Origin of the sequence: Lysinibacillus sp. RS11 (assembly GCF_042019215.1) — a bacterium.
GTDB lineage: Bacteria > Bacillota > Bacilli > Bacillales_A > Planococcaceae > Lysinibacillus > Lysinibacillus xylanilyticus_A.
Genome location: NZ_CP168124.1, coordinates 944006 through 966782, shown reverse-complemented (window position 1 = coordinate 966782; position 22777 = coordinate 944006). Strand labels below are relative to the sequence as shown.

The 22777-nt window shown below is 37.0% G+C and carries 19 protein-coding genes and 1 riboswitch; of the genes, 8 read left to right on the top strand and 11 right to left on the bottom strand.

Annotated features, from left to right (window positions below):
• Positions 1–265: 265 nt before the first annotated feature.
• The 3 genes from mprF to AB9L17_RS04670 all read right to left on the bottom strand — a co-directional run bounded on the left by mprF (position 266) and on the right by AB9L17_RS04670 (position 5363).
• Complete coding sequence (mprF, locus tag AB9L17_RS04680; RefSeq protein ID WP_375200150.1) at positions 266–2788, bottom strand: bifunctional lysylphosphatidylglycerol flippase/synthetase MprF; 2523 nt, start codon at positions 2786–2788, stop codon at positions 266–268.
• 268 nt (positions 2789–3056) lie between these two features.
• A complete protein-coding gene (locus AB9L17_RS04675; RefSeq protein WP_068983320.1) occupies positions 3057–3761 on the bottom strand; it encodes a response regulator in 705 nt (234 codons plus the stop codon).
• The gene (locus AB9L17_RS04670) at positions 3762–5363 is read right to left on the bottom strand and encodes an ATP-binding protein (RefSeq protein ID WP_375200149.1); all 1602 of its coding nucleotides are present in this window, start codon (positions 5361–5363) and stop codon (positions 3762–3764) included.
• Positions 5364–5770: 407 nt separating this feature from the next.
• Between AB9L17_RS04670 and AB9L17_RS04665 the strand changes: the two genes are divergently transcribed.
• The gene (locus AB9L17_RS04665) at positions 5771–7033 is read left to right on the top strand and encodes a dicarboxylate/amino acid:cation symporter (RefSeq protein WP_068983322.1); all 1263 of its coding nucleotides are present in this window, start codon (positions 5771–5773) and stop codon (positions 7031–7033) included.
• Positions 7034–7194: 161 nt separating this feature from the next.
• Here the strand turns inward: AB9L17_RS04665 and AB9L17_RS04660 are convergent, their stop codons facing one another.
• The 4 genes from AB9L17_RS04660 to AB9L17_RS04645 form a co-directional block, all read right to left on the bottom strand.
• The gene (locus AB9L17_RS04660; RefSeq protein ID WP_223552816.1) at positions 7195–7674 is read right to left on the bottom strand and encodes a hypothetical protein; all 480 of its coding nucleotides are present in this window, start codon (positions 7672–7674) and stop codon (positions 7195–7197) included.
• Positions 7675–7678: 4 nt separating this feature from the next.
• A complete protein-coding gene (locus AB9L17_RS04655; RefSeq protein WP_068983505.1) occupies positions 7679–8341 on the bottom strand; it encodes a potassium channel family protein in 663 nt (220 codons plus the stop codon).
• Positions 8342–8610: 269 nt separating this feature from the next.
• Complete coding sequence (locus AB9L17_RS04650) at positions 8611–9063, bottom strand: TlpA family protein disulfide reductase (protein ID WP_068983324.1); 453 nt, start codon at positions 9061–9063, stop codon at positions 8611–8613.
• Positions 9064–9244: 181 nt separating this feature from the next.
• Complete coding sequence (locus AB9L17_RS04645) at positions 9245–9787, bottom strand: peroxiredoxin (RefSeq protein ID WP_068983325.1); 543 nt, start codon at positions 9785–9787, stop codon at positions 9245–9247.
• Between the two features lie 405 nt (positions 9788–10192).
• Between AB9L17_RS04645 and AB9L17_RS04640 the strand changes: the two genes are divergently transcribed.
• From AB9L17_RS04640 to thiW, 7 genes are all read left to right on the top strand, one after another.
• A complete protein-coding gene (locus AB9L17_RS04640) occupies positions 10193–10735 on the top strand; it encodes a helix-turn-helix domain-containing protein (protein ID WP_068983326.1) in 543 nt (180 codons plus the stop codon).
• A gap of 17 nt (positions 10736–10752) precedes the next feature.
• A complete protein-coding gene (locus AB9L17_RS04635) occupies positions 10753–11859 on the top strand; it encodes an ABC transporter ATP-binding protein (protein ID WP_068983327.1) in 1107 nt (368 codons plus the stop codon).
• On the top strand, positions 11849–12658 hold the full coding sequence (locus AB9L17_RS04630) for an ABC transporter permease (RefSeq protein ID WP_068983328.1): 810 nt from the start codon (positions 11849–11851) through the stop codon (positions 12656–12658). Before AB9L17_RS04635 ends, AB9L17_RS04630 begins: the two co-directional genes overlap by 11 nt.
• Positions 12655–13452 carry an ABC transporter permease gene (locus AB9L17_RS04625; protein WP_068983329.1) on the top strand — a complete coding sequence of 266 codons (798 nt, stop codon included), beginning with the start codon at positions 12655–12657 and terminating at the stop codon, positions 13450–13452. Before AB9L17_RS04630 ends, AB9L17_RS04625 begins: the two co-directional genes overlap by 4 nt.
• Positions 13449–14522, top strand: coding sequence for an ABC transporter substrate-binding protein (locus AB9L17_RS04620; protein WP_068983330.1), 1074 nt, complete (start codon positions 13449–13451; stop codon positions 14520–14522). Before AB9L17_RS04625 ends, AB9L17_RS04620 begins: the two co-directional genes overlap by 4 nt.
• 511 nt (positions 14523–15033) lie before the next feature.
• Positions 15034–16230 carry an MFS transporter gene (locus tag AB9L17_RS04615; protein ID WP_068983331.1) on the top strand — a complete coding sequence of 399 codons (1197 nt, stop codon included), beginning with the start codon at positions 15034–15036 and terminating at the stop codon, positions 16228–16230.
• 70 nt (positions 16231–16300) lie between these two features.
• A riboswitch (TPP riboswitch) is annotated at positions 16301–16408 on the top strand.
• Positions 16409–16791: 383 nt separating this feature from the next.
• Positions 16792–17292 carry an energy coupling factor transporter S component ThiW gene (thiW, locus tag AB9L17_RS04610; protein ID WP_223552818.1) on the top strand — a complete coding sequence of 167 codons (501 nt, stop codon included), beginning with the start codon at positions 16792–16794 and terminating at the stop codon, positions 17290–17292.
• Between the two features lie 70 nt (positions 17293–17362).
• Here thiW and AB9L17_RS04605 read toward each other — a convergent pair whose 3' ends face one another.
• The 4 genes from AB9L17_RS04605 to AB9L17_RS04590 form a co-directional block, all read right to left on the bottom strand.
• Complete coding sequence (locus AB9L17_RS04605; RefSeq protein WP_068983334.1) at positions 17363–17824, bottom strand: EVE domain-containing protein; 462 nt, start codon at positions 17822–17824, stop codon at positions 17363–17365.
• Positions 17825–17839: 15 nt separating this feature from the next.
• Entirely contained in the window at positions 17840–18268 is a 429-nt protein-coding gene (locus tag AB9L17_RS04600) for a MarR family winged helix-turn-helix transcriptional regulator (protein WP_068983335.1), read from the bottom strand.
• Between the two features lie 181 nt (positions 18269–18449).
• Positions 18450–21047: a VWA domain-containing protein gene (locus AB9L17_RS04595; RefSeq protein WP_375200148.1), complete on the bottom strand. Its 2598-nt coding sequence runs from the start codon at positions 21045–21047 to the stop codon at positions 18450–18452.
• Positions 21031–22776, bottom strand: a complete 1746-nt coding sequence (locus AB9L17_RS04590; protein WP_068983337.1) for a vWA domain-containing protein — start codon at positions 22774–22776, stop codon at positions 21031–21033. Before AB9L17_RS04590 ends, AB9L17_RS04595 begins: the two co-directional genes overlap by 17 nt.
• Between the last annotated feature and the right edge of the window lies 1 nt (position 22777).

Genomic DNA, 22777 nt, shown 5'->3' with positions numbered 1-22777 from the left:
TCAGCGATGTCTGGGGGTTATCAGCGATGTCCAGGGTTTATCGGCGATTCTGAGGTTCTTTTATCAGCGATGTCCACGGTTCTACCTTCATTGGATGTCCATTCATCCGACGATAAAAATCCAATCGAAAAAAGATGCATCGCAAAGTAATTTTGCAATGCATCTTTTTTCGATTGGCCGAGCGAATACTTCAGTTTAAGCTAGGTGCGACCAATGCATTTAATTATACTGGCAGCACAGGCGCCTTAAAATTTGATTCGGCTATCTATCCCCTCTTTTTGCCAATTAATAGCGTGATTTGTGCCATTGTAAACGGCAATGAAGATTTCTTTCGATACCCTACATACTTTGGCACCCAAAAATCTGCATATTTTAATTTAAAGTTTTTTAATCCTTTAAAATGATAGAGGTAGTGCCCATGTAAAAATATTTGTGCTGCAATTTTTTCACTTAAAAAGGAAAACCTAGACTGTCCGACGTTTGACAATGGCGACATCCCTATATTGAAAACGCGATAGCCTTCTGCTTTTGCCCATTCAAATAGTGATAAAAAAATGAAATCCATCGTGCCAGATGGTGCTCCCGGTTTAAAACGCATGAGATCTACTGATATGCTTTCGCCATTATCGTACATGGGCATGATACTGGCAAAGCCAATAATTCCTTCTGCTCCACGTAATACAGCAATGTTTGAAGTACTTAAATAGCGTTCATCAAAAAAGCCAAGAGAAAAACCCTTTTCAGCCCTTCCTTGCAACCATTTCGTTGATACTTGTTCCAATTCATTCATAACTTCCTGTGAGTATGGAGGGCATATAAATTCCACAGTAAAATTTTCTCGTTCAAATTTATTTTTTATCGCGCGACTTCCCTTCATTCCCTTACCGGCAAGTGTAAACTTTTCTAAATCAACAAATGCTTCCTCGCCAAGCTTAAAAAAACTATACCCATTCTCATGTAATGAAGAGAAAATTTTATTATTAATTTCATAAAAGACAGGTCTATAACTATGCTTATCCGCCAATTCTAAAAATTCCTGAATAGCAGATAAAAAATCAGCTTCTTCCCCTACTGGATCTCCAAGCACTACGATCTTATCAGCAAATATTTGATAAGAAAATAAAACGGTACCTTTTTTATTCCAATGCACAAATTTATCATGTAAAAAAATCAAATGTGAATACTCCGTCCCTTTATAAGTCATCAAATGATTTTTGATTGCATCTTCTTGCTCACTAGACGAAAGCATTTCCATATTCTTAGGCGCACGGATAAAATAACCTATATAAAAAATGAAAATTGCTATTAGGATACCCATTAAAGCACTATGAAATAGATCTCGGTAATCTGTAATAATATAGTCCTGTAGAGCAACTGGAATATGAATGATAGAAGTAGGTAAGTTCACATAACCAATCAATAAATACATCACTGTAATGATTGTCACTACAGCAAGGTCAAACAAAGCTATCCCCCATGTTAATACATAACTTTCACGGTAAAATTGTTTTTTTGACGCAATTAACAGCACTGTGACAATCACTAAAAAAATAGCTTCTTCATAGTCAAAGCCCTTAAAAATTGAAAACAGTGCGGAACTAATTAACACAATGATGGTAAACTGATATGCCCTTGTTACTTTATATTTAATCCCCCTACATAATCCTAAGAGAATAAAGCCTGCTGCAACAGTCAATTGATGAGAGATATTCATGATTGGCGAGGATAAAAATTCCTGAGTTATTTTTAGTCTACTTAAAATACCAGGTACCGCCGCTGATAGTAATAACACAATGCCAGAGATAAATACTAATACTGTTAACAACATATGGCTAAGCTTTTGAAAAATAATATTCGGCAAGTCTTCCCATGATTGATTCCAACGATTCCAATATTCTTTTATAAACAAGATTGAGGAAACTAAAAATGGAAGCACAAAGTAGCCAACCCGGTACAAAATTAATAAAAAAAGCACTTTTTCATCAGCAATTCCTAAATTTTGAGTCCCCCACAAAAAAACAAGGTCAAATGAGCCAACTCCACCAGGAATCATACTGACTATTCCCGCACAGGAAGCAATTAAAAATATTGGAATTAAAGCGGATAATTCTATCGGTATCTTTAAAATTAAAGTTAATATCCAAATAACTAAAAAGATAGCAAGCCATTCAGCTACTGAAGTGATCATCAATTGAAGAGATACCTTTGGATTTAAAGAATTCGCTTTTTTATAGCGAATAATGCGCATAACAATAAAAGCCGGAACATATAAGCTGACAATAATGACTGCAATCGATAACCATCGTACTTCTTTCAGCAACGGGAAGTCCCAAAAGAATATATACATGATCCAAGCTAACAGAGAAATCCCTGTTAAATAAAAGAGTGTTACGGAGGCAATACTTTTTAACAAGTCTTCCTTGTCCTCTTTATATTTTGAATAGAAATAATTACGCAGAAATACACCTACTAGGCCACCAAAGCCAATAAGATTTGAGAATGTATTCACGATAAATGAATGGTTCAGCAAAATACGGTTATTTATTTTGATGCCCAATATTTTCACTAAAATAACATCATAAAAAAGCATCGGTGTAATAGCACTGAAGGTGATGAAAAGAATCAATAAGAGCTCCCACAACTGTAATTCATTCACTTCTTTCCGAAGTAAATGAACATCTATCCCACTTACCGTTTGTTGAATTTCAAAAATAGCTATCGCTAAAAGTACTGTTGGAAAAAGAATTTTCAAAAATTTAAATAGCGATTCTTTTCGAACGTTAAACATGTCTAAACCTACTCCCCATAAGTTTTGAAATCAATCATATCTTCCGTTTTGTCTATACTACTTCATATCAATTCGTATACAGTTTGTTCATGACCGAATCTTTCTAACACCTGTACTTTTTACATACCTAATTTTTCAAGCAAACAACAAGAAGCAATATTGAGAGATTTATCGAGACTTTTCGGCGCTTTATCGCCCAACTTTTTAAGAATATCGACATCAAGAAAAAAGCACACCTTAATTTGATACTCATAGGTACGCTCATTATCTAAATATAATATCGATGGATAGGACGTCCCACACTTCCATACTGGATATCCACCTTTAATAAATTTTGCTTTTCTAAAAAATCTAAATAACGTCGAGCTGTTACACGGGCTGTTCCAATGTATGTGGACACTTCTTCTGCTGACACCGCAACATTACTTTCATGAATATAGGAAAGTACCTTATCTAATGTTGCTCGGTTAAAACCCTTTGGTAGCTCGTTAATGATAATGGTTTCGGTGACTGGAGGAACAACTATTTGATCTGGTATGCGCTGCTGCATTAGATGATCAACGTCATGTTGGGTTAGATCTTGCATGTCACCTATTTTCTTTTTATACGCTTGATAATTCATTAAAGTTTGCTCAATTCGTTCAAACGTAAAAGGTTTCATAATATAATCATAGACACCTAAGTGTAAAATCCGTTGCACGGTTGGCATATCATTAGCTGCGGTCACAGCAATAACATCAACCGGAAGATGTTCCTCCCGTATTTTCCCTAGCGTAATAATGCCATCCTGCTCAGGCATAAAAACATCCATAAAGACAAGCTCTGGCTGTAATTGCTTAATCTTTTCAATACCCTCAATTCCATTACTAGCATAGCCTACTAGCGAAAATCCATTTATTTGTTCAATAAATTGCCTGTTCACTTCTCGTACCATCGGATCATCTTCAATTAATAACACTTTAATTACATCCATCTATTCTCCTCCTAACTCAAATAAGATTAAGAAACTTGTCCCTTTCATAAATTCACTTACTACCTCGATATCGCCATTGCCTTTCCTAACAATTTCATGTATTAAATGCAAGCCAATTCCACGATTCTCACTTGCCTTCGTAGAAAATCCATTTTCAAACATACGTGCTTGCACCTCTTCAGACATTCCAATTCCATTATCAGTGACAGCAATTGCTAACACATCGTCATGCTCATCTACAGAAATCGCTACATATTTATCCTCCTTGGAAAGAACATTTAACGCTTCAAAAGCATTTTCAATTAAATTCCCTAACAGGACAACAAAATCGTGATGATCTAATAGAGGTGGAAAACGTTTAAAATGACTTTTTCGATCAATTTCTACTTGTATGCCTAATTCCTTGCCATAACTAACTTTACTTAGCAATAATCCTGAAATATTTTCATTATGAAAGCGTTCATTCAAAAACTTCGTTAACGAGGCTTCATTTTCGGTAGTAGCTGTCACATATTCAAGTGCTTGCTTCGTATGTCCCAGTTGTAGAAGCCCTGCAATCGTATGAAGTTTATTTTTATGCTCATGTGTTTGTACGCGTAGTGCTTGAACAAAAGCTTTAACACCTGTTACCTCTTCCGCCAGCTTTTTCACCGCTGTTAAATCTTTAAACATGGCAACGGCACCGACTAACTCACCATTTACAATAATCGGAACTCGATTACTCAAAATACTATGATGATTTATGTATAACTCTTGATTGTATACAGGCGTTGCCGTTTCAACAATTTCAGGCAATCGTGTGTCAGGCAAAACATCGTAAATCTTTTCACCGATACACTCCTCTATCTTTCTAGTAACACCTAATATATCAGCTGCTTTTTCATTAAAAATTGTAATATTCATTTCCTTATCAACCGCTATAATGCCTTCATGCATAGCATTGAACGTTTCTGTTCGTTCTACATACATTTTGGCAATCTCATGAGGTTCTAGCCCAAACATTTGCTTTTTAATATGTCGACCAAGTGTGTATGCACCCCAAATACTAAAAACAAGCGATATGAGAATAGTAATACCAATGTCATGCTCATAATTTTGCAATATTTCCTTAAAAGTTGGTAGTGCATATCCTACAACAACAACGCCAACTTGTTCTTTGTGATCATCAATGATAGGGACAAAAGCTCGAATCATGACACCGGCTTCTCCTTGCGCCTTCGATACATAATAATGCTCACTAAAGGCAGCATTTAAATCCTGTGATTCACTACGTTTCCCTATTTCTTTACTGACGGGATGTGATAGTTTAATACGATCCATATTCATCACAACAATATACTCTGCTTTATTAACAACACGAATACCATCTACAATTTTATTGACATTTTTCGCCGCTTCTTTAATATTGTCATTTTTCAAATGTATACTAATCTCTGGCACATTCGATACAGTCCCTGCAACGAGCATAGCACGCTGACCATAATCCTTTTCTTGCTCAGTTAATAGATTACCAAGCACAAAAATGCCACCAAGTAAAAAGGAGAATACAATGATTAAAAATGTCACTAACAGTATTTTGCCGTTTACGGGCATTTTCATCATTTAAAGATTCCTTCCTTTCCCATCTACATTTGCACTAGCATACACACTTCTACTAATGATTGATATGCTTTTAAGATTATCTTCAAAAAATTCTTTTGACAACACTTTTAGTTGACATAAGTAAATGAAAATCATGAACTTAATGAACAATATTACAAAAAAATGCTATAAAACAAAATTTTCTATCATTTATTATTTTTGTATTATAACAATAATATATTATTTTAGGAGTACCATAACAGTTAAAATAATTGAGAACACTACATTTCTTTTAATTTATTGAAAAAATATACTTAATGAACGATATGTTTCTTATTTTCTAAATCTCTTTTTTTAAAAAAGATTCGCTATGATAATTCTAGTGAAAACGATATCAAAAAGAAAATTTAGAAAAGAGGTAGCATAAAATGAAATTACTGAAAAATTTGACTTTTCAAGTTATAGCTGCAATCATTTTAGGGATTATTGTCGGAGCTATCTTCCCTGAGTTTGGTGCAAGCCTTAAAATTTTAGCAGACTTATTCATTAAGTTAATAAAAATGTTAATTGCTCCAATTATCTTCTTAACAGTTGTAATCGGAATCGGTAGTATGGGAGATATGAAAAAAGTTGGGAAAATCGGAGGTAAGGCGTTGCTGTACTTCGAGATTGTCTCTACTATTGCCTTAGCGATCGGGATTGCTGTTGCAATGATTGTTAGCCCAGGTACAGGATTAGATACATCAGGTGCTGCCGAAACTGACATTTCAAAATATACTACGGCTGCCTCAGAGACTGAGCAAGGCTTAGGTGCTTTCATCTCTAGCATTATTCCTGAAAACGTAGTAGGTGCGCTTGCAACAGGACAATTACTTCCTGTGTTATTCTCTGCAATATTGTTCGGCTTAGCAGCTGCCTCTATTGGTGCACCTGCAAAACCTGTCATTACATTTTTTGAACAAGTGGCAGAAATTTTCTTCAAAATCGTAAGTATGGTAATGAAAATATCACCAATTGGTGCATTTGGTGCAATGGCCTATACGATTGGTAATTTTGGGTTGAAATCGTTAAGTAACTTAGGTCTATTAATGGCGGCAGTATATATTACAATGTTCTTATTCGTAGTCATTGTTTTAGGCACAATTGCAAAATTCTTCGGCTTTAACATTTTCAAATTCATCGCTTATATTAAAGAGGAAATTTTCTTAGTAATCGGTACATCATCATCTGAATCTGCTTTACCTTCGATGATGCGTAAATTGGAAAATTTCGGTTGTTCTAAGCAAGTAGTTGGATTAGTAGTACCAACAGGTTATTCCTTCAATCTTGATGGAACTTCCATCTATCTATCAATGGCTGCATTATTCATTGCACAAGCATACGGAATGGAATTGACATGGGTTCAAATCATTACACTTCTTGGGATATTAATGATTACATCTAAAGGTGCAGCTGGTGTAACAGGATCTGGTTTTATCACATTAGCAGCGACACTTGCTGCTTTCCCAATAATTCCAGTAGAAGGGATTGCGCTACTAATTGGTGTTGATCGCTTCATGTCAGAAGCACGTGCCGTAACAAACTTAATTGGTAACGGCGTAGCTTGTGTAGTCGTTTCAAAATCTGAAAAAGAGTTTGACGTAGAAATGCAAGAACGTGCACTTCAAGGAAAAACTACTATTGTTTCCTAGGCGCCTCACTACTTGTGCTAGTGGGATCAAGGCGCCTTCAAGGATGTAGCGTTTCAAGCCTAGACGATGCTCTAGGTTATCAACAGGTAAAAAATCTATAGTTTCCTTCACCATAAGAAAAGGTAGTGAAGACAGCTTGGTTGCTGTTCCACTACCCTTTTTTATTTTCCATATTGTTCAAGCAAGCGTTGCGTATTTGTTGATTGCTCAAGTGCTTTTTTCTCTTTTGTCCAGTATATTAAATATTGCTGATCTCCAACATTAAAAACCATCTGTTGTAATTCTTCACTTAGCTCCGAGCTAATCGCTACCTTTAAAATATCGACCTCATATAAAGGCTCACCTTTAATATCGTAGACGATATGATAGACTGGCTTTTCTTCAAATATCGCTCTTTCTTTTTTGCTTAGTTTTTTGACATGGCTTAGAGGATTTTTTTCACTATAAGCTGTTGCATCTTGACCTGTTGTCCTATATAAGGATTGCTCTCCTTTTAATAGCTCAATGGCATCAATTTCTGTTGCCTGATCTAAAATATGTGAAATAGCCTCTTCCTCATTTTTCTCACGAAACTGCAAAGTAAAAGACACAATAAGTATAATCGCAGCAAATATGACTAATTTCCATCTTCGTTTATTCATTTTTTTACCCATTCAATACCTTTTTGACAAAGCGATTAATATCTACATCAGCACCGATGACAAGCATTATATCTCCTAGCAAAATTTTATCACTCGCCTGCGGAGATACGATAATATCTGCACCACGCTTAATACCTACAATATTAATCCCGTACTTTGCACGAATATCTAAATCCATAACGGAGTAACCTGCAATCGTATCATTGGCCTTAATCTCCATAATTGAATGTTCATCTGAAAGCTCTAAATAATCAAGCACTGTATTGGACAACATATTATTGGCAATACGTATCCCCATATCACGCTCAGGATGAACGACAAAATCGGCACCTATTTTGCGTAGTACTTTTTCATGGTAGTCATTCTGAGCTTTTACAGTTATCTGCTGAACACCGATTTCTTTTAAAATAATGGTCGTCAAAATACTTGCCTGAATATTTTCACCAATCGCTACGATAACGTGCTCAAAATTACGAATACCTAATGAATTTAAAACCGATTCATCCGTCGAATCTGCGATAACGGCCTGTGTGGCAATTGAAGCAAACTCGTCCACCCGCTCTGAGGAATGATCGATCGCCATAACTTGTGCGCCTTGACTCATTAATTCCCGAACAATGCTTCCTCCGAAACGTCCAAGTCCAATGACAGCAAACTCTTTTTTCATCATTAAAAACCCCTCCGAAAATTACTATACCATTATTGTAACTTATTCTCTGCTATATGTATCGTCAAAGCAAACGACTATTCGTCAAGAAATGACATCTTTAACGGGATGCTCAGGTGACATCTGAATCCGATCGGCTTGATCCCTTTTTCGCTCAGATCACGCCTGGATCCGAGCGGTTCACATCACAACCATAATGGTCAGTGAAATTGTATTTTCACATAAAAAAGACGAGGAATTATTTCTCCCCGCCTCATAATCTGCTATTTTTATGCGTTGCGCATTTCATCTAAAACGCGATTCACACGTTTTTCTAGCATTTTCATACCGCTACCACCAGCTTGCATGTGACGAAGCTGACCATCTTTATCGAAAACGAAATACGCAGGTACGTATTGGTTTTCAAATGCATCTGTTAGCTTCAATTCGCTATCGACAAAGATTGGTTGTACGATATCATGCTCAGCTGCTACAGCTTTGATTGTCTCTAAATCTGTATCTTCCTCAGAGCGTGGCATATGCACAGCGATAACATTTAACTCGTCTTTATATTGATCACGGAAATTGTTCACATCTGGCATTGCTTCTTTACATAAATGGCAACTAACTGACCAAAAATGAATTAAAGTTGGTTTTTCACCTACAACGTCCGCTTTTGTTACTTCACCGTTTAGCCAAGTAGTTGCACCTACAAGTTCTGGCATTTGTTCACGAAGTTTCATAATAATATCCTCCTTTTCTGCTATGAAGTTTAAAAATCCCCACAAACTTGCTGTGGGGACTCTTTATTTTTGAATGATCAATTTCGCCAAGCCTCGAATTCAATTCAATGCCTGCCATAAAAAACTCTACATCAATTATGCCTCGGCATAATTGCGTCATTCAGTAACTGAAAGAAGTTAATTATAGAGTTGCTTGACCTGGACGCCAGTTTGCTGGGCAAAGACCACCAGTTTGTAAAGCTTGAAGTACACGTAAAGTTTCATCTACATCACGGCCGATGTTGTTATCGAATACAGTTTGGTATTTTAATTCGCCTTCTGGGTTGATGATGAATAAGCCGCGTAGTGCGATACCTTCTTCTTCAATTAATACACCATATTCCTTTGAAATTTGGTGATTTGTATCTGCTGCTAATGGATATTTTAACTCACCAAGACCATTTTTTGTGCGGTCAGTGTTAATCCAAGCTAAGTGTGTGTGGATTGTATCAGTAGAAACACCGATTACTTCTGCATCTAAGTCTTCGAACTCATCGTAACGATCGCTCATTGCAGTGATTTCTGTTGGACATACGAAAGTGAAGTCCATTGGATAGAAGAATAAAACTGTCCATTTGTCTTGTGCTTTCATGTCTTCTAATGATACTTTGCCAAAAGATTTGTCTGGAAGTACTGCTTCCATTGTAAAGTTAGGTGCTTGTTTACCTACCATGCGTTCTGCCATAATAAATCCCTCCGATTAAATATGTAGTGTATATATTCCATCCGCACCAGCGAACTCGTCTTCTACGATAGCAGAGTAATCGTAGTTTTTCAAACAAGTAAGCTTCACTAAAGTACAAGTTTGAAATTATCTGACAAATTTTCGTCAATTTCCCAAGTGGAATGGCTACTACAGCCTATTTATTAGCTATTATTAACAATTTTATTCTAGAATCAACAAAATTTTTGTACGCATCATTTATGTATAATTTCTAAAAATTTTATCTACTTTTTTTCATAAAAAACAATTGCAAATTCGTCATTATTATGTATAATTGTAATGGTTTTAGTAAACTAAAAGTTTCGTTAAAGTAAACTTCATATTTCAAAAGTTTATGATTGCTAAACTTCTTCTAGGAGGGAAAAGATGCAAATAGGAGCAAAAATTAAAGCGCTTCGTTTAAAAAAAGGTCTTACCCAAGAGGAACTTGGAGAACGTACAGATTTAAGTAAGGGGTATATTTCACAATTAGAACGTGATCTTAATTCTCCTTCCATTGAAACGCTATTTTCAATATTAGAGGTTTTAGGGTCAACACCAAAGGAATTTTTCGATGATGAAGCACCTGAACAAAAGGTTGTATATACAGAAGAAGATCAATCCACTTATACGGACGAAGAAAAAAAATATGAAATCCAATGGCTTATTCCGACATCAAACGAAAAAGAGATGGAGCCAATATTCTTGACACTTGCTGCTGATGGCGAGTTCAAACAGTTTGAGCCATCGCTCTCAGAAACATTTATTTATGTTGTGAAAGGGCGCATTCGACTCGTTTTGGGGAATGAACAGTATATAGCAAGCGAAGGCAATGCTCTCTATTTTGATGCGACAGATCATCACCAAATTTTTAACGCACATGCTGCGGAAACAAAAATTTTACTCGTCGCAACGGATTCATATTTATAGCTTAAGGAGGCGCATCTATGACAACGAATTCAATTATCCGCTTTGAAAATGTTTCAAAGTCCTATAATGACGGCACGGTCGTCTTAAAAAACATTAACTTGGAGCTAGAAAAAGGAAAATTCTACACATTACTAGGTCCTTCTGGTTGTGGTAAAACAACAATTTTACGTATTATTGCTGGTTTTACAGAACCGACGACAGGAGATATCTATTTTCACGATAAAAAAATCAACTTAGTGCCAGCAAATGAACGCCAAGTAAACACAGTTTTTCAGGATTATGCGCTGTTTCCTCATCTAAATGTTTTTGAAAATGTCGCATTTGGACTTCGCATTAAAAAACTTCCTGAAAGTGAAATTAAAGATCGTGTTGCTGAGGCATTAAAATTCGTAAACCTAGCAGGCTATGGTAATCGTGAAATTTCTGAGATGTCTGGTGGTCAACGTCAACGTGTTGCTATTGCTCGTGCGATTGTCAATGATCCTGAAGTAATTTTACTAGATGAGCCTCTTTCTGCATTAGATTTAAAGCTACGTACAGAAATGCAGTATGAGCTACGAGAATTACAGCAACGACTTGGGAAAACATTTGTGTTTGTTACACATGACCAAGAAGAAGCGCTTGCCATGAGTGATGAGATATTTGTCTTAAGCGAAGGTGAAATTCAACAATCAGGTACACCAGTAGATATTTATGATGAGCCAATTAACCGCTTCGTTGCTGATTTTATTGGAGAATCAAATATTGTTCCTGGCGTCATGATTGAAGATTTTAAAGTAGAATTTGCCGGTAAAGTTTTTGAATGTGTCGACCAAGGGATGAAACCAAACGAAAAAATTGATATTGTCATTCGCCCAGAAGATTTAGAAATGACAACAATCGAAAAAGGCAAACTTGTTGTAAAAGTTGATACTCAATTGTTCCGCGGGGTGCATTATGAATTATCCACGTACGACAAAGAAGGAAATGAGTGGCTCGTGCATTCATTGAAAAAAGCTGAAGTAGGGACAGAAATTGGCTTAGACTTTGATCCAGAAGCCATTCATGTTATGCGTTTAAATGAGACAGAAGAAGAGTTCGATAAACGTTTAGAAGCGTATGGAGACGACGAAGATGCAAACTAAGACATCTAAATCAGCTTTATTTCCATATGTTTTATGGATTGCATTGTTTGTTATCGCCCCGATTGCACTTGTTGTTTACTATTCCCTACTAGATATACATGGCAATTTCACGCTCGATAACTATAAAGCGTTCTTTACTTCAGTTTATTTAAAAATGACATTAAGCTCATTCTGGTATGCGTTTTTAATTACGTTCTTTACGTTACTTATTTCGTATCCAACAGCCTATTTTTTAACTAAAACAAAACATAAGCAGCTTTGGCTTTTACTAATTATTATTCCTTCTTGGATTAATCTTTTGTTAAAAACATATGCTTTTATCGGGATTTTCGGCTTGTACGGCCCGATCAACGCATTTATCGAAGTGTTTGGTTTTGATCCGAAGCAAATGCTATTTACTGACATTAGTTTTGTATTTGTATCGGTTTATATTTTTATTCCATTTATGATTTTACCGATTTTCAACTCATTAGATCGTTTAAATCCAACTCTTGTCTACGCGGCACGTGATTTAGGAGCATCTGCCTTTACTACATTCCGTCGTGTTGTGTTGCCTCTAACAATGGACGGTGTAAAATCAGGGATTCAAGTTGTATTTATCCCTGCATTATCACTCTTCATGATTACTCGTTTAATTGCAGGAAACCGTGTCATTACACTTGGTACAGCTATTGAACAACAATTCCTGGTTACCCAAAACTGGGGAATGGGTTCAACAATTGCCGTTTTCTTAATTTTATTCATGGTAATTATTATGTTAATTACAGGGCAAAAGGATAAAGGAGGTCGCGTACGATGAAAAAACTATCAGCATCAGCAAAAGTGTATTTAGCGATTGTTTTTATCGTCTTGTATGCACCTATCTTCTATTTAATCTTTTATTCATTCAATAGTGGCGGATCAATGAATAATTTTGAGTCCTTTACGTTAGAACATTATAAAGCTGTCTTTGAGGATTCTCGTCTACTTGTTATTCTAATTAATACAGTAATCGTGGCATTGCTTTCGGCATTGATTTCTACAATCATTGGGACGCTAGGAGCCATTGGCATTGTCACTGTTAAAAATTCAAGAATGCGTAATACATTACTTTCTTTAAACAATGTGTTAATTGTTAGCCCAGATGTTATTATTGGTGCAAGCTTTTTAATTTTATTTACAATGATTGGAGTTAAACTAGGCTTTGCTTCTGTGTTATTAGCACATGTAGCATTTAGTGTTCCAATTGTTGTATTGATGGTCTTACCTAAACTGTTAGAAATGAATAAATCATTAATCGACGCTGCATTAGATTTAGGGGCGACGAAAAAAGATGTCATGATGCGTGTTATTTTACCGTATATTAAGCCTGGTATTTTTGCAGGGTTCTTCCTTGCCTTAACGTATTCTCTAGATGATTTCGCGGTAACGTTTTTCGTGACAGGTAACGGCTTCAGCACATTATCTGTTGAAATTTACTCTATGGCTCGCGCCGGCATTTCCTTAACTATTAATGCACTTTCTGGTTTAGTATTCTTTGTTACAGTGATCGTCGTAATTGGCTATTATTTCATCACAAGCCGCGCTAGTAAAAGAACGGGGGGCCAACAATGAAGCAATTAATTCAAGCTACTATCGCTATACTTGTCGTTTCCGCCCTTTTATTTTACGCTGCCGATGCTTTGAGCGCTGGTGGTGGAAAAAGTGGAAAAAATACATTAACGATCTTTAACTGGGGAGAATATATTGATCCTGATTTGCTAAAGCAATTTGAAAAAGAAACAGGTATTCATGTCATTTACGAGACATTTGATTCCAATGAAGCGATGATGACAAAAATTAAACAAGGTGGTACGGCTTACGATATTGCAATACCTTCTGAATATATGATTGAAAAAATGAAGGAAGAAAACTTACTTATTCCTTTAGATAAAACAAAAATCCCGAATATAAAAAATATCGATCCTTATTTTTTAGACTTACCATTTGATGAAGATAACACATATTCCGTACCATATTTCTGGGGCACAGTTGGCGTTGTCTATAATCCTAAGCTTGTTGGCAATCTGGACTTCTCATCTTGGGATGACTTATGGGACCCTTCGTTAAAACGTAAAGTCTTTTTAGTAGACGGCGCACGTGAGGTAATCGGTATGGGCTTAAACAATCTTGGTTATTCACTTAATACTTTAAATGACCATGAGCTACGTGAAGCTACTGATAAACTCATTACGTTAGCACCAAATGTCAAAGCCATTATCGGGGATGAAATTACTCCGCTAATGATTAATAATGAAGCAGCTGTGGCACTCACTTGGTCTGGGCAAGCAGCCGACATGTTGTCAGAAAATGAAGAGCTAGACTTTGCTGTACCAAAGGAAGGTTCGAACTTATGGTTTGATAATATGGTCATTCCGAAAACTTCAAAAAATATTGATGGTGCACATGCCTTCATTAACTTTATGCTGAAAGCCGAAACAGGCGCTAAAAATGCTGATTTCGTAGGCTACTCTACTCCAAATATTGCAGCAATGAAATTAATGGATCCGGAAGTTGTATCTGATGAGCGTTTCTATCCTTCTGAAGAACAACGTAAAACATTAGAAGTTTATAAAAACTTAGGCCCTGATTATTTAGGTAAATACAATGAACTGTTTTTAGAATTTAAAATGAGTATTCGATAACCTCTATCAATTATGCCCCGGCATAATTGCGTTAGGAATCGGCTGGAGGCTTAACTTATTTCAGCAAATGTTTTCTGTAACGAAAGTGAAACGGCAGTTACAAATGTTTTCTGTAACGAAAGCGTAGCGATAGGTACAGATGTTTAGACACCCGCTGAAAAGTAACTTAAACCTCGTATTCATACCAACACCTATAAAAGTAGGCGACTCCTGCTGAAAGAAGTTAAAGCTGTTCTCACGTTACGAACGTTGAGAACAGCTTTTTGCTAATTTAGATGAAAATATATGCCTAACAGTCTTGCCCAAAAACTCGCTATTCCCCCATCAGTGTTTGCTTCAAAGCTTGGCAGTCAGTTGACTGTGAACGTTCAGGAAGCTACAAATACCTCCCAAGGCTAAAGTAGCGAGGGTGATCGGTAGCCAATTCCCTTATTTCAGACTTCTAGTCAATAGCAAAGGTACAAGCCTTGTGGTAGACTGTAGTATATTTGATTAAAGAAGGGGGTATTCGATGACCCAGCAGAAGTCCAATAAGGCGGCTTTGTATATTTTAATGTTTAATATGTTTATCGCAATGGGGAGTATTGGAATTATTATTCCTGTTATGCCTGAGTATTTAAAACTATTTGGTGCCGCTGGACAAATTCTTGGCATGTTGATTGCAACATTCGCCTTAGCTCAATTCGTATTTTCTCCAATTGCTGGGAATCTTTCGGATCGATATGGTCGTAAAAATCTCATTATTTTCGGTCTTATAGTAACAGGACTTGCCCAAATTGGTTTCGGGCTTTCTACAGATGTGTGGATGCTCTTCTTGGCACGCTTTTTAGGCGGCCTTGGTTCCGCATTTGTGGCACCTCCTATCATGGCATTTGTGGCAGACGTTACAACGTATGAAGAACGTGGTAAAGGAATGGGCATGTTAGGGGCATCCATGTCTCTAGGCTTTATGATCGGACCAGGGATTGGCGGATTCTTATCTCACGTTAGTTTACATTTCCCATTCTATACGGCTGGAACTGCAGCTATTTTAGCATCAATTTTATCGTTGTTTTTATTACCTTCTAAAAAGCCAAATACAACACAAAAAATGCAGAAGCAAGATAACCTTGGGAAGCAAATGGTACGTTCAGTACATATGCCTTACTTTGTAATGCTAATTATTATGATGGTATTTTCATTTGGAATTGCTAACTTCCAAACAACATTATCGTTATTTGTTACAGAAAAGTTCAATTACACACCTACAGATATCGCTATTATCTTAGTTGTAGGTGGTGCTTTTGGTGTTGTTGTACAAATGTTTGTTATTACACCACTGTTTAATCGCTTTGGCGAAATGAAAGTAGTGTTAGTCAATTTATTTATCGCAGCCATATCAATTTTCTTAATTTTATTTGTGTCTGGCTTTGCCCTTATTTTAGTTGTAGCGACAGTCTTCTCTACAGCTACGACATTGATTCGCCCAGCTGTCAACACATTGATTTCGAAGCTTGCTGAGACGGAACAAGGCTTTGCGGCTGGTCTGAACAATGCATATATGAGCCTCGGTAATATGATTGGTCCTGCATTAGCAGGTATATTATTCGATTGGAATATGAACAGTCCTTATATTTTCGGAGCTATTATTTTAATGGCCTGCTTCTTCCTTGCCCTTATCTGGACGATGAAAAAAGCACCACACCTGTTGCATCCTGATACAAAATAGACAGAAAAGTAATATTTTTGGTAGTATGCTACATTATTATGTAATAAGATAGAATTAAATTAAATTTTTTTATTACCACTAGGGGAGTCTTTAAAAGGCTGAGACGTATATTATCAAATACGGACCCTTTGAACCTGATCTAGTTCACACTAGCGGAGGGAAGTGGCGACACTTGCTTTTTAATATGTAAATGCAAGGCCGCTTCCTATTGTTTTTTAGGAAGCGGCTTTTTTTGTAAGTTTACCTTAAGAATGCTCGCCAATCTAGCAACATTATATCCAAGGTTACCGGTGGGACTTATAGTTTTAGCGGCGCAGTTTTTCTTGATTACCGGCGCATCTCATGGTTTTAGCGGCGATGTTCTCTTGGTTACCGGCGCATCTCATGGTTTTAGCGGCGATGTTCTCTTGGTTACCGGCGCATCTCATGGTTTTAGCGGCGCAGTTTTCTTGATTACCGGCGCATCTCGCGGTTTTAGCGGCGCAGTTCTCTTCATTACCGGCGGAACTTCAAATTTACCGGTATTAACGATTAAATTCATATTTCAAAGGAGTGTAAATTATGTCAATTCGAAAACTAACAATCATGGCCCTACTAGTAGCAATTGCCGTAGCAGGTTCTACCTTCGTTTCAATACCAACGGGAATTGCGCGTGCCTATCCTGTACAGCATGCCATTAATGTTATTGGCGCTATCATTCTTGGACCAGTACCTACTGTTATGGTCGCCTTTGTCACAGCAATTATTCGTATTTTAACAGGCACAGGTTCATTATTAGCTATACCTGGTAGTGTCATTGGCGCTTTGTTTGCATCTCTGGCCTATAAATATAGCGGCAAGATGTGGCTAGCTGGTGTCGGTGAAATATTCGGGACAGGAATTATTGCCTCACTCATTGCAGTGCCCTATGCACATTTATTAATGGGGACATCCGTGGCAGCATTATTTTTTATGCCAGCCTTTCTAACATCCAGTACGATTGGTGCTGTCTTAGGCATTGTCATTGCTAACAATTTACGTAAGACTGTATTGGTAACTAACCTTAACACCCTGCTTAAATAATGATTGGTTACAATTTAAAAACGTTACTTCTTAATGGCCATTAAGAAGTAACGCTTTGATCCAACTAAATTCATCCATACTTCAACGGCAATCCCATTTCATGAGCAATTAATAGAAAGTCTTTTTTGCTTATTTCAAAATGACCAAATCTGAATTTATAACCATATTTCGATTTATCTTCTACAAATTCTAAATAATCTAAGATCCTTTTTATCGGTACAGACTTTGCATCTTTATAAAAGTCTATATCTCTTCTAAAAGGAATAAAATTTTCTGTCATTTGGAACTCATATATTCGCTCGTCTTTTATTCTTCCAATTGCGGTAAAGGCTCTTACAGGTTCATTACCATCTAAACTGTTTTTAGGAGAATAATATATAATCCAGTCTCCTTTTTTCATTCGTTTCAAAGGTCTTTCTTTACCATGACACAACTGGCCGAATCCTCCCTCAACCCCTTTTTGCACATGATTAAGAGATACCACGCCAATCCAATATTTCGGTTCTCTTTCAGTCGTAGGATATAGTGACATAGCTTCCACCTCCTTTTATTTTGGCGAACGATTTTCATATACTTTTTTCAATATGTGTTTCAATTGCTCTTGTTCTTCCAATGAAAGTACGTCTAAAACATCATTCTCAGCAATTGAAAGGATCTTCAATAATTCTTCTGCCACATTTTCTCCCTGTTCTGTAAGGCATATTAGATTCTCTCTTCTATTTTCCTGATTTTTCTCTCTATAAACATATTGTCTTTCTTCTAGATCATCGATAAAAAAGCGGACACTGTTTTTGTCTATTTTTAAAATCTGCCCTATTTGAATTTGGCTAAGTTTTTTTTCTTTTACAAGAATCATTATTCCAACTTCTCTGGATTTCATTTGATATTTTTCGCTAATATATGTCTCGAGATTTTCCTCTAGAGCCTCCGCTAACTTAAAACTTAGAAAACCAAAAGAATTCATAATATTGGTCATGTCAACTCCTCCAAAATATATAATAGTATTTAAAAATGATAGTAATATTTTATTACTATCATTGATTATTACATTAAATCCCATTAATAACAAGATTAATTTTACTTTTCATGATTTTACAAGCAAAGCAAAACGAAACAATGGCTCATTGCTATAAAGCAATGAACCATCGTTTTGTTTGTTAGGATCGTTTTTTCATGCCCTTTAATAGCTGGGCAACGTTTGTATCTTCTGCCTGTATTGTTTTTTCCTCTACAATCTGCTCTTTCTTTCTTGGCCTTGTTAGGAAACTCCATCCAAAGCGTCGAATGGTAATATCGATGAAGAATAGTAGCATACCTGCTAATAGAAGCCATGTTGCAATATTTTGACGTTCCGCACCTTTTTTACTAAACTCACGGAATACTTCGTTCGGCTCTTTCAAAACGGAGCCGCCTGTTTGCTTCGTCAATTCTTCTACTAACTTATCATTCACTGGACGTAATTCATATTCAGCACTATAAGGGACACTTAGGCCCGCCTGGTAAATAGCCTTTTCTTCATCTGCAATACGGAAGAAAATCAGACCTGGTTCTGCTTGTACAACTGCTCGAACTTGTGATGCTGAAATTGTTTCAAGCTGTGTTTCAAGTTCTTCACCAGCTTCATTAACAGCAACAATATCTAAAAACGCCGCTTCATTTGTTGGATCCGTGATAACAAACGAGCCGTCTGACTCAAGACGAACATCATAGGCAACATCGTTATAGCTTGGTAGCATTTGTGAAATAAGCGTTTGCCAAAATGTGCCCCAATTCTGCCATCTTGCCCAGTCTCCTGTCCATTTTCCTGTCGAATCAGAAGTAAAGGCGAATGTTTTGCCAAGACCATATTGCCACTGTGCTAGCACCGGATCTTCCTTCTCACTTTCTGCAATAACTGTGGCTCCCTGCTTTGCTGTCGTGCCAATATAAGCATTCATTTGAGGTACACCATTCGCAAACAGCGTATTCCATCCGGATGCATTATAAATAGTTGGATAGAATGGGTTATCCTCAATATATGTGCGTGAAATCATTGCCGTTTCACGAGATAAAATAGATGGTATCGTCTGCTCATCAACAACATCGTAGAAACGTCCACTTCCCATCTCACTAAGTGCTTCCAGTAAATTAGCATCTGCATCCTGACCAATTGCAACCGTCGATAGTGTAATGCCTCTGTCTTTGCCTTCTGCAATTAAATCCTCATAATTTCCCGACTGTGACTGACCGTCTGTTAAGAGAATAATATGCTTACGTTGCAGCTTTAAATCAGCTAGGTTTTCATAGGCTTTAGCAAGTGATCCATATATTTCTGTACCACCACCTGGCGTTACAGATAAAATCGTGTCCACAGCTTCTTCCTTTTTGCCAAGTGGTCCTGTCTCAATAATTTCCCAAGGTCGGTCATCAAAAGCAATAAACCCGAGCGTATCCTCATCTCGTAGCATTTCTACTGAACGAGCGGCCGCCTCCTTAGCAAGCTCTAACTTCGCTCCAGACATACTTCCTGAGCGATCAAGCACAATCACAAGCCCTAATGATGGTAATTGCTCCTTACCTTTAATCTCCATTTCCACAGGTAGCAAAGTTTCGATTGGTGTTTTAAAATAGCCACCCAAGCCAAAGCTATTTTCACCACCGACCATTGTAAAGCCGACACCAAAGTTTTTTACCGCTTGTTCAATGACATTCATTTTCGCCTCGCCTACTAAATGCCCTGGCACATTATCAAAAATGATGGCATTGTATTGTAAATAACTAGAAAGTTCATTTGGCAAACTTTTAGCATCTACAACATCATAGTCGATTGATTGGTTGCCAAGTGCTGCAGCGATTGGTGAAGCTGTGTCATAACCATTGACAATTAATAAATGTGGTTCACTTTGCACCATTGTGACACTTGTTAATTTATTATTTTCAAAAATCGCATCTTGATCAACTTGAACCATTGCCTCATATTTCACAAGTCCTTCTCCAGTTGCCGCATGTTTATACGTAAACACGTTGGAACCTTCCGCAAGCTCTACTGCCTCACGATGAATAAGCTCATCATTTTCGTATAATAATAGCTCACCTTGCCCCGCCGCAGTTGCATTAATTTCAGTAACTAATTGCTGCTGCTCACCTACATAAGAAACTTGTGGGGTTACAAAACTTTTAAGTGATACATCGTTCGTAACAGATTTATTAAACGGCACTACATCGACACTTATATTTGACCCTTTGAACTTTGTTGCAAACTCAAGGGCATCTCCTTTTGTTTCATTACCATCAGTTAAGAGTACAAGTCGTGTTGCCTTTTTCGGATCTACTATACCCGAAGCGAGCTGTAGACTTTGTTCAATATTTGTTTGGTCGGTCGCCTTTATAGCTGTAAACTTCGGCACTTCCTTTAAAGAATTAGATAAAATGGCTTCTGTTTGCAGTGTCGATGAAAAAGAATAAACCCCTGCAAGTTGTTCATCTTTTTTCGACTTCAAACTTTCGTCTATAAACTGAACCATCTCATCTTCTGTACCATTCATCGAAGCAGAACGGTCAACTAAATATACGATTTGTTCTTCCTTTACAGGTAATAAAATATAAGGTCCAGCAAGCGCAAAGACTAAGCAGAATATCGCCACAATACGAATACCTAGTACGACAATATGACTCTTTTTGAGTCGCTGACGCTCACGCCAATAGGTCCATCCAAAATACATAAGCAATGGAAGTAAAAGCAACAATACTAATGGCATATCAATTCGTAAATCCACGACGTCGTTGCACCTCCCACTCTAAAACAAGTAATACTAAAATAATAAGGATAAGCCAAGGCACCAACGAAGTTTTCGATATTTCTTCCTTACCATTATCCTGAAGCTCTCCAAGCGTATAGCTTGTCCCTTTTTCAATGACACGTTCTTGAGCTTGAAGCTGTACGATGAAGCGCTTTTCTTCATTATTTGAGCGTGCGGTATAAATTCCTGGCTTTATTGGAGCTGTTAATAAACCATTTGTAATAGACGATAAAAACTCATCATCCTGCGAATAAACACTCCAATCACCTTGCGCTAAAGCAACTGCTCGTTGCTCATTTGGTGCAAAAATACCGAGTGAACCAATTGATTCTGAAAGCTGCTGTTCAGCACTCCATAAAAATAATGGGAAAGAGGGATGTAGCGGCCAATCTGTATCAGCAATATCCGCTAAAATAACAATATCTCCTTCTGGTGAACGTTGTATAAATGGCTGATCACCAACTGATGCAATCGTTTTATAGCCCTCGAACCCTGGATATACAGCACTAATATAAATATCTTTTAGCTCACTAAAAGCAAACAATGCATCACTTGTAATTGTTACTTCTCCAGTTGCTTCAACCTTTTTAACATCATCACGTCCAAATAATACAATCGGCTTATCCATCTTTTCGAGTAGCGCCGTTTGATTTGTCACAACTGTGGCATCTTGATTGTCCGCTACTTGTAGAGATGGAACAATTTTCACTCCACTATTAATCGTTTGAAAACCTTTTTGAATGAGTTGATGCATACTTTGATCGACAACTACTTTTGAAGTGGCTGTTTGTAGCAATACAGTTTGTGAATTATCGACTACGTAATCATCATTAGCAGTTATCTTGGCAGTTAAAGTATTTTCTAACGGTAAGTCTTTAAATGTTTTCGTTACAGCTTCATTCGGCGGTAATGTGACACGCTCTGTAGTTATCTCATCCCCCTTAACAGTCTGTAGGGAAAGTGCTACCTTTTGCTCTCGATCAGTATCATTTTGTAACTGCACAAGCGCCATCGTAGATTGACCATCTGTAGTAGCAGCAAATCGTGTAATTGCGATATTTGTTAAATCCTTAGCAGACCCTTTTACTAACCACTTCACCGTATCCTTTTCCATCGGTAAATGCTTTTTATCAAGTGCATCTGTAAAAACATAAATAGATGTTGGTGTTTCACCAACAAAAGCCTGTGCCACATCAAGAGCCTTATTCATCTGATCCGTTTCATAGGTTACTTGCAACTCTTGAATAGCTTTTTCAATAACTTTGGTATTCGTTTCTTGCTGTAAAATAGCTTTCGGTGTATTTCCTGTTGTGATGAGCGTTACAGGTCTTCCATCAAGCTGATTGACCAAAGAGAGCATTTCCTCCTTATGTGTGTCAAATGTTGATTGCTCTTTCCCTGCTAACATCGTGGCAGACGTGTCCACAATGAAAATTGTTTGTGCCCCAGCAATGGTTGATTTTTTCACATAAGGATTCATTAGTGCAAGTACAAGTAAAATCAGTGCAAGCAGTTGTAAATAAAGCAGTGCATTTTTTTGTAAATGCTTTAAGTATGGTGATACACGTGTTTCTTGCATAATTTCCGACCAAAATAATGTCGAGGACACGGTTTGATCGGTATATTTTTTTCGAAAGAAATAATATAGTAGGACAATGACCGGGATGATGGCCGTCCAGCTAAAAAGTATTTGACTAAAGCCCAAT

What these genes read in the sequence shown, in the direction of transcription:
- AB9L17_RS04645 (WP_068983325.1), bottom strand. Translation starts at nt 9,787, where the DNA reads ATGGCAGAACGCATGGTAGGTAAACAAGCACCTAACTTTACAATGGAA.
- mprF (WP_375200150.1), bottom strand. Translation starts at nt 2,788, where the DNA reads ATGTTTAACGTTCGAAAAGAATCGCTATTTAAATTTTTGAAAATTCTT.
- AB9L17_RS04670 (WP_375200149.1), bottom strand. Translation starts at nt 5,363, where the DNA reads ATGATGAAAATGCCCGTAAACGGCAAAATACTGTTAGTGACATTTTTA.
- AB9L17_RS04660 (WP_223552816.1), bottom strand. Translation starts at nt 7,674, where the DNA reads ATGAATAAACGAAGATGGAAATTAGTCATATTTGCTGCGATTATACTT.
- thiW (WP_223552818.1), top strand. Translation starts at nt 16,792, where the DNA reads ATGTCAATTCGAAAACTAACAATCATGGCCCTACTAGTAGCAATTGCC.
- AB9L17_RS04650 (WP_068983324.1), bottom strand. Translation starts at nt 9,063, where the DNA reads ATGAAACTTCGTGAACAAATGCCAGAACTTGTAGGTGCAACTACTTGG.
- AB9L17_RS04620 (WP_068983330.1), top strand. Translation starts at nt 13,449, where the DNA reads ATGAAGCAATTAATTCAAGCTACTATCGCTATACTTGTCGTTTCCGCC.
- AB9L17_RS04655 (WP_068983505.1), bottom strand. Translation starts at nt 8,341, where the DNA reads ATGAAAAAAGAGTTTGCTGTCATTGGACTTGGACGTTTCGGAGGAAGC.
- AB9L17_RS04675 (WP_068983320.1), bottom strand. Translation starts at nt 3,761, where the DNA reads ATGGATGTAATTAAAGTGTTATTAATTGAAGATGATCCGATGGTACGA.
- AB9L17_RS04630 (WP_068983328.1), top strand. Translation starts at nt 11,849, where the DNA reads ATGCAAACTAAGACATCTAAATCAGCTTTATTTCCATATGTTTTATGG.
- AB9L17_RS04635 (WP_068983327.1), top strand. Translation starts at nt 10,753, where the DNA reads ATGACAACGAATTCAATTATCCGCTTTGAAAATGTTTCAAAGTCCTAT.
- AB9L17_RS04600 (WP_068983335.1), bottom strand. Translation starts at nt 18,268, where the DNA reads ATGACCAATATTATGAATTCTTTTGGTTTTCTAAGTTTTAAGTTAGCG.
- AB9L17_RS04665 (WP_068983322.1), top strand. Translation starts at nt 5,771, where the DNA reads ATGAAATTACTGAAAAATTTGACTTTTCAAGTTATAGCTGCAATCATT.
- AB9L17_RS04640 (WP_068983326.1), top strand. Translation starts at nt 10,193, where the DNA reads ATGCAAATAGGAGCAAAAATTAAAGCGCTTCGTTTAAAAAAAGGTCTT.
- AB9L17_RS04605 (WP_068983334.1), bottom strand. Translation starts at nt 17,824, where the DNA reads ATGTCACTATATCCTACGACTGAAAGAGAACCGAAATATTGGATTGGC.
- AB9L17_RS04625 (WP_068983329.1), top strand. Translation starts at nt 12,655, where the DNA reads ATGAAAAAACTATCAGCATCAGCAAAAGTGTATTTAGCGATTGTTTTT.
- AB9L17_RS04615 (WP_068983331.1), top strand. Translation starts at nt 15,034, where the DNA reads ATGACCCAGCAGAAGTCCAATAAGGCGGCTTTGTATATTTTAATGTTT.